Origin of the sequence: Acidovorax sp. HMWF029 (genome assembly GCF_003060895.1) — a bacterium.
Lineage (GTDB): Bacteria > Pseudomonadota > Gammaproteobacteria > Burkholderiales > Burkholderiaceae_C > Acidovorax.
The window spans coordinates 3,271-7,383 of record NZ_QAIH01000304.1 but is presented as its reverse complement, the minus strand read 5'-3'; the positions used below and the strand labels follow the sequence as shown (position 1 = coordinate 7,383).

General features: G+C 66.0%; 4 protein-coding genes and 1 pseudogene. 2 read left to right on the top strand and 3 right to left on the bottom strand.

Features of this window, described 5'->3' with window-relative positions:
* The coding region (locus tag DBR12_RS20540; protein WP_146185590.1) for an ATP-binding cassette domain-containing protein at window positions 1-583 on the top strand (583 nt) is incomplete at its 5' end.
* 53 nt (window positions 584-636) lie between these two features.
* Here the strand turns inward: DBR12_RS20540 and DBR12_RS20535 are convergent.
* Window positions 637-1,257, bottom strand: a complete 621-nt coding sequence (locus DBR12_RS20535) for a VOC family protein (protein WP_108618920.1) — start codon at window positions 1,255-1,257, stop codon at window positions 637-639.
* A gap of 214 nt (window positions 1,258-1,471) precedes the next feature.
* On the opposite strand from DBR12_RS20535, the gene DBR12_RS20530 reads away from it, so the two are divergent.
* On the top strand, window positions 1,472-3,223 hold the full coding sequence (locus DBR12_RS20530; protein WP_108618919.1) for an ABC-F family ATP-binding cassette domain-containing protein: 1,752 nt from the start codon (window positions 1,472-1,474) through the stop codon (window positions 3,221-3,223).
* 126 nt (window positions 3,224-3,349) lie between these two features.
* Here DBR12_RS20530 and DBR12_RS20525 read toward each other — a convergent pair whose 3' ends face one another.
* Together DBR12_RS20525 and DBR12_RS23310 are read right to left on the bottom strand one after the other, a co-directional pair.
* A complete protein-coding gene (locus DBR12_RS20525; RefSeq protein WP_108618918.1) occupies window positions 3,350-3,928 on the bottom strand; it encodes a YceI family protein in 579 nt (192 codons plus the stop codon).
* An 85-nt stretch (window positions 3,929-4,013) separates the two neighbouring features.
* A pseudogene (locus DBR12_RS23310) lies at window positions 4,014-4,113 on the bottom strand (polyisoprenoid-binding protein); the annotation flags it as partial.

Sequence of the window (4,113 nt, the reverse complement as noted above, 5' to 3'; positions counted from 1 at the left end):
GGCCGATGGGGCGGGGCGGCGCGAATTTCGCTTGGCCTGCCAGCTGGTGTTCCAGGATCCCTATTCCTCGCTCGACCCGCGCCAGCGCGTGCGCGACATCGTGGCCGAGCCACTGCGCCACGGCCCGCCGCTCACGCGCGATGCGGTGCAGGCGACGGTGGACGCCATGCTTGACGAGGTGGGCTTGGCCGGCTTTGGCGAGCGGTATCCGCATGCCCTGTCGGGCGGGCAGCGCCAGCGCGTGGCGATTGCGCGGGCGCTGGTGCGCAAGCCGGCCTTCGTGGTGGCCGACGAGCCCGTGTCGGCCCTGGACATGACCATCCAGAAGCAGGTGCTGGAACTGCTCAAGCGCTTGCAGGCCGAGCGCGGCTTCGGCTGCCTGTTCATCTCGCACAACCTCGCGGTGGTTTCTGAGATCGCCGACCGCATCATCGTGATGGAAAATGGCCGCATCGTGGAAGAGGGCAGCGTGGCCGACATCTTCGACCGACCGCAGCAGGCTTACACGAGGGCGCTTCTGGATGCCGCCACCACCAGCGACCTGGTGGCCGAGCTTGATGCGGGGGCTGATGTGCCCGAGTAGAACAACAAAAGGCGCCGACCGTGAGTAGGGCCTTGCCCTTTGGGCTACGGACTTCAGCCCTTGACGAACTCCGGCCGGTCGTTTTGTTGCGGCTTCAGCGGCGCGGCCACCTTGCCTTCTGCGCGCTCCTTGCGCCACTGCTCCTTGCGCGCCGTCCACTCGGCCAGGCGGGCGTGGGCCACGGTGCTGTCCTTGGCCATCTGCTCCTCGTTGGCCAGCTGGGCCGACAGCTCCAGGCGGATGCCGTTCGGGTCAAAGAAATAGATGCTGTGGAAGATGTGGTGGTCCGTCACGCCCAGCACCTCAATGCCGTGGGCTTCCAGGCGCTTCTTGGTGTTCTCCAGCTCCTGCACCGTGTCCACGCGAAAGGCGATGTGATTGACCCACAGCGGCGTGTTGGGCGAAGGCTCGGCCTTCACGTCGTCGCCCAGGTCGAAGAAGGCGATGAAAGAGCCGTCCTTGAGGCGAAAGAAGAAGTGCGTGTAGGGGCAGTACTCGCCTGTGCTGGGCACGTAGTCGCTCTGGATGATGTGGTACAGCGGCAGGCCCAGGATGTCCTCATAGAACTGGCGCGTTTCCTCGGCGTCACGCGCCTTGTATGCGTAGTGGTGCAGCTGCTGGATGGGCGCGGGCGGCGGCAGGGTGGCCAGATCAGGTTTCAGGATGGCGTTCATGCAGAGTCTCCTCAAATCGGTTTTGTAATTCTACTATTCGTAATTGATTTACGTTAAGTTAATTTTTGAGGGCCGGGATTGCGGTACATTCCGCAGTCGTCCTTCTTTGCCCTGAGGTATTCGTCCGATGCGCCTGTAAGCCCCTCAAGCCTTTCCTTCCTGCTTGCCCTTTGCCGGGCCAGGCGGTTGTATGTCTTGTCTGGAGTGCTTTTGCATGGTGACACCTTCAACGCCGGGCGATTCCGCCCATCGCAGCCGCAGCGCTGCCGCAGCCTCGACGGCTGCCTTCCCTCCTCGGCCCTCTATTGCCGCGCCCCGCAGTGCGGCTTCGCCTGCGGGTCTCGTTGTCCTTCAGTTCCACGACGTCACATTCAGCTTGCCTGACGGGCAGGCACTGTGGGCACGCCCGCTGAATGTGGCCCTGGGCCAAGGCGTGATCGGCTTGGTGGGCGCCAACGGCGTTGGAAAAAGCGTTTTCTTGCAGCTTGTGCAGCGCACGCTGCAGCCTGCAAGCGGTGTGGTGGCGGGCAGCCCTTCCGTGCACGCGGTGGCGCAGGAGGTCGGTGCAGCACCTTCGGCCACCGTCGCCGATGTTGCGGGCCTGGGCCCGGTTCTGGGTGCACTCGACCGACTCGAAGCGGGCCGGGGCACGCCCGACGATCTGCTTTTGGCTGACGGGCGGTGGGACCTGCCCTCGCACTGGCAGCAGGCGCTGCACGCGCTGGGGTTGGGCCACCTGCGGCCGGGACACGCGGCGCAGCACCTTAGCGGCGGCGAGCGCATGCGCGTGGCACTGGCGGGGGCATTTCTGTCGGGCGCCGATCTGCTGGTGCTGGATGAGCCCACCAACCACCTGGACCGTCCGGGTCGGCGCTGGTTGATGGAGTCGCTGGCGCAGTGGCGCGGTGGCGTGCTGGTGGCCAGCCACGACCGCGAATTGCTGGGCATGGCGAACAACATGGTTGCGTTGTCTGCGGCGGGGCTGCAGCGCTACGGCGGAAACTGGTCCGTGTACGAGGCACAGCGCCGGGTCGAGGCTGCTGCTGCCCAGGCCGCGCTGGACCACGCGCGCACCGAGCGCGAGCGGGGCATGCGGGCGCTGCAGCGTGAGCACGATGTCCAGCAGAGCCGCGCCGCGCGGGGGCGCGAGGCCGGCCGCACTGCCAACCAGGCATCCGTCCTGCTGGACCGCAAGAAGAACAACGCCCAGGCCCACGCGGGTCGCGAGCACGAGCGGCAGCAGCAGGAGCGCCTGCGGCTGAACGATGCGGTGCGCGAGGCCGCTCAGCGTGTTCCTGCGGGGGGCGATACGGCGCTGGTGCTGCCCCAAAGCGCCGTACCTGCGGGCAAGCAGGTGCTGGCGTTCGAGCAGGTGCATGTGCCGCATGCGCCGCCCGGCTTTCCTCCGCTCCATGGCGTCTGGAACGGGCCCATCCGCATCGCCATCACCGGGCCCAATGGCTGTGGCAAAAGCAGCCTGCTGCGCACCATTGCCAACCCTGCGTTGGCCACTGCCGGGCGGGTGTGCCGTTGTGTGCGGGCCGCCTGGCTGGACCAGCACAACGCCGACCTGCTTCCACCCCAGCACGGTGTGCTGGCGCGCCTGCAGGCGCTCGGCACGCCCCTGCCCGAAGCGGTGCTGCGGACACACCTGGCCCAGCTGGGGTTGGGTGCGGACAAAGTGCAGCGGCCTGCGGGCGTGCTCAGCGGCGGAGAGCGCATCAAGGCCGCGCTGGCCTGCGCCCTGTGGTCGGGCGAGCCCGCGCAAATGCTGCTGCTCGATGAGCCCACCAACCATCTGGATGTGGATGCCATCGAAGCGCTGCAGTCTGCCTTGCAAGCATTCACGGGCGCGTTGGCCGTGGTGTCGCACGACGTCACCTTCCTCCGTGCGCTTGGGCCTGATGTGGTGTGGTCCTGGCAGCCGCAAGGCTGGAACCTGGATGCCACGCTGGACGCTGCCTGACACTCCCGGCGAAGTGCGCGTGCATGAAAAAGCCACCCGCTGCGTGAACGCAGGGGTGGCCCGTGGGTTTGGCGCGCAGCAGCCGCCCTTCAGGGGCGAGCAGCCTGCGTGCCCGCCGATGGTGGATTACTGCTTCACGGCTTCGATCTGCACCACCAGGCGCACGTTCTTGGGGAAGCCCCATTCCACGCCGTAGTTCATACCCCACTGGGTGCGGTCGATGGTGGTCTCGAAGTCGCCGCCGCACACTTCGCGCTTGAGCATGGGGCTGTCGTAGCAGTTGAACTGCGTGGCCTTCAGCGTGACGGGCGCCGTCTTGCCCAGCAGCGTGAGCTGGCCGGTCACTTCGCTGACCTTGTCGCCGTTGAAGCTGATCTTGTCGGACACGAACTTGATGGTGGGGTGCTTGGCGGTGTCGAACAGGTCGGCGCTTTGCAGGTGCTTGTCAAAGGCGGGCGTGCCGGTGTTCACCGAGGTGGTGTCGATGGTGATGTCGACCTTGCCGGTCTTGGCGGCGCGGTCAAACTCAACGGCACCTTGCTTCTTGTCGAAGCGGCCACGGTTGGTGGATGCGCCAAAGTGGCCGATCTCGAACGTCACAAAGGTGTGCGTGGGGTCGATGGCGTAGTTGGCGGCCTGGGCGGCGCCAGCGGTCATGGCGGTGGCAGCGGCCACGGCGAGCAAAGAGAACAGGGACTTGCGCATGGAAAAGACTCCTAAAAAAGAGGAACTACGAAACGAACCAGGGGAAAGTGGGGGCGAAAGAGGTGGGGCTGCCGTCGGCAACCGGTCAAAGTTTGCCGACGCCGGTTAGCGCGAGCTTGAACTTCACGGTCACGTCGTCGGCCACCATCGAGGTGTCGGCCCACTCGTTTTCGCCAATCTTGAAA

Bases quoted from the DNA above. Each gene is read 5' to 3' on its own strand.
- DBR12_RS20535 (WP_108618920.1), bottom strand. From the start codon at position 1,257: ATGAACGCCATCCTGAAACCTGATCTGGCCACCCTGCCGCCGCCCGCG.
- DBR12_RS20530 (WP_108618919.1), top strand. From the start codon at position 1,472: ATGGTGACACCTTCAACGCCGGGCGATTCCGCCCATCGCAGCCGCAGC.
- DBR12_RS20525 (WP_108618918.1), bottom strand. From the start codon at position 3,928: ATGCGCAAGTCCCTGTTCTCTTTGCTCGCCGTGGCCGCTGCCACCGCC.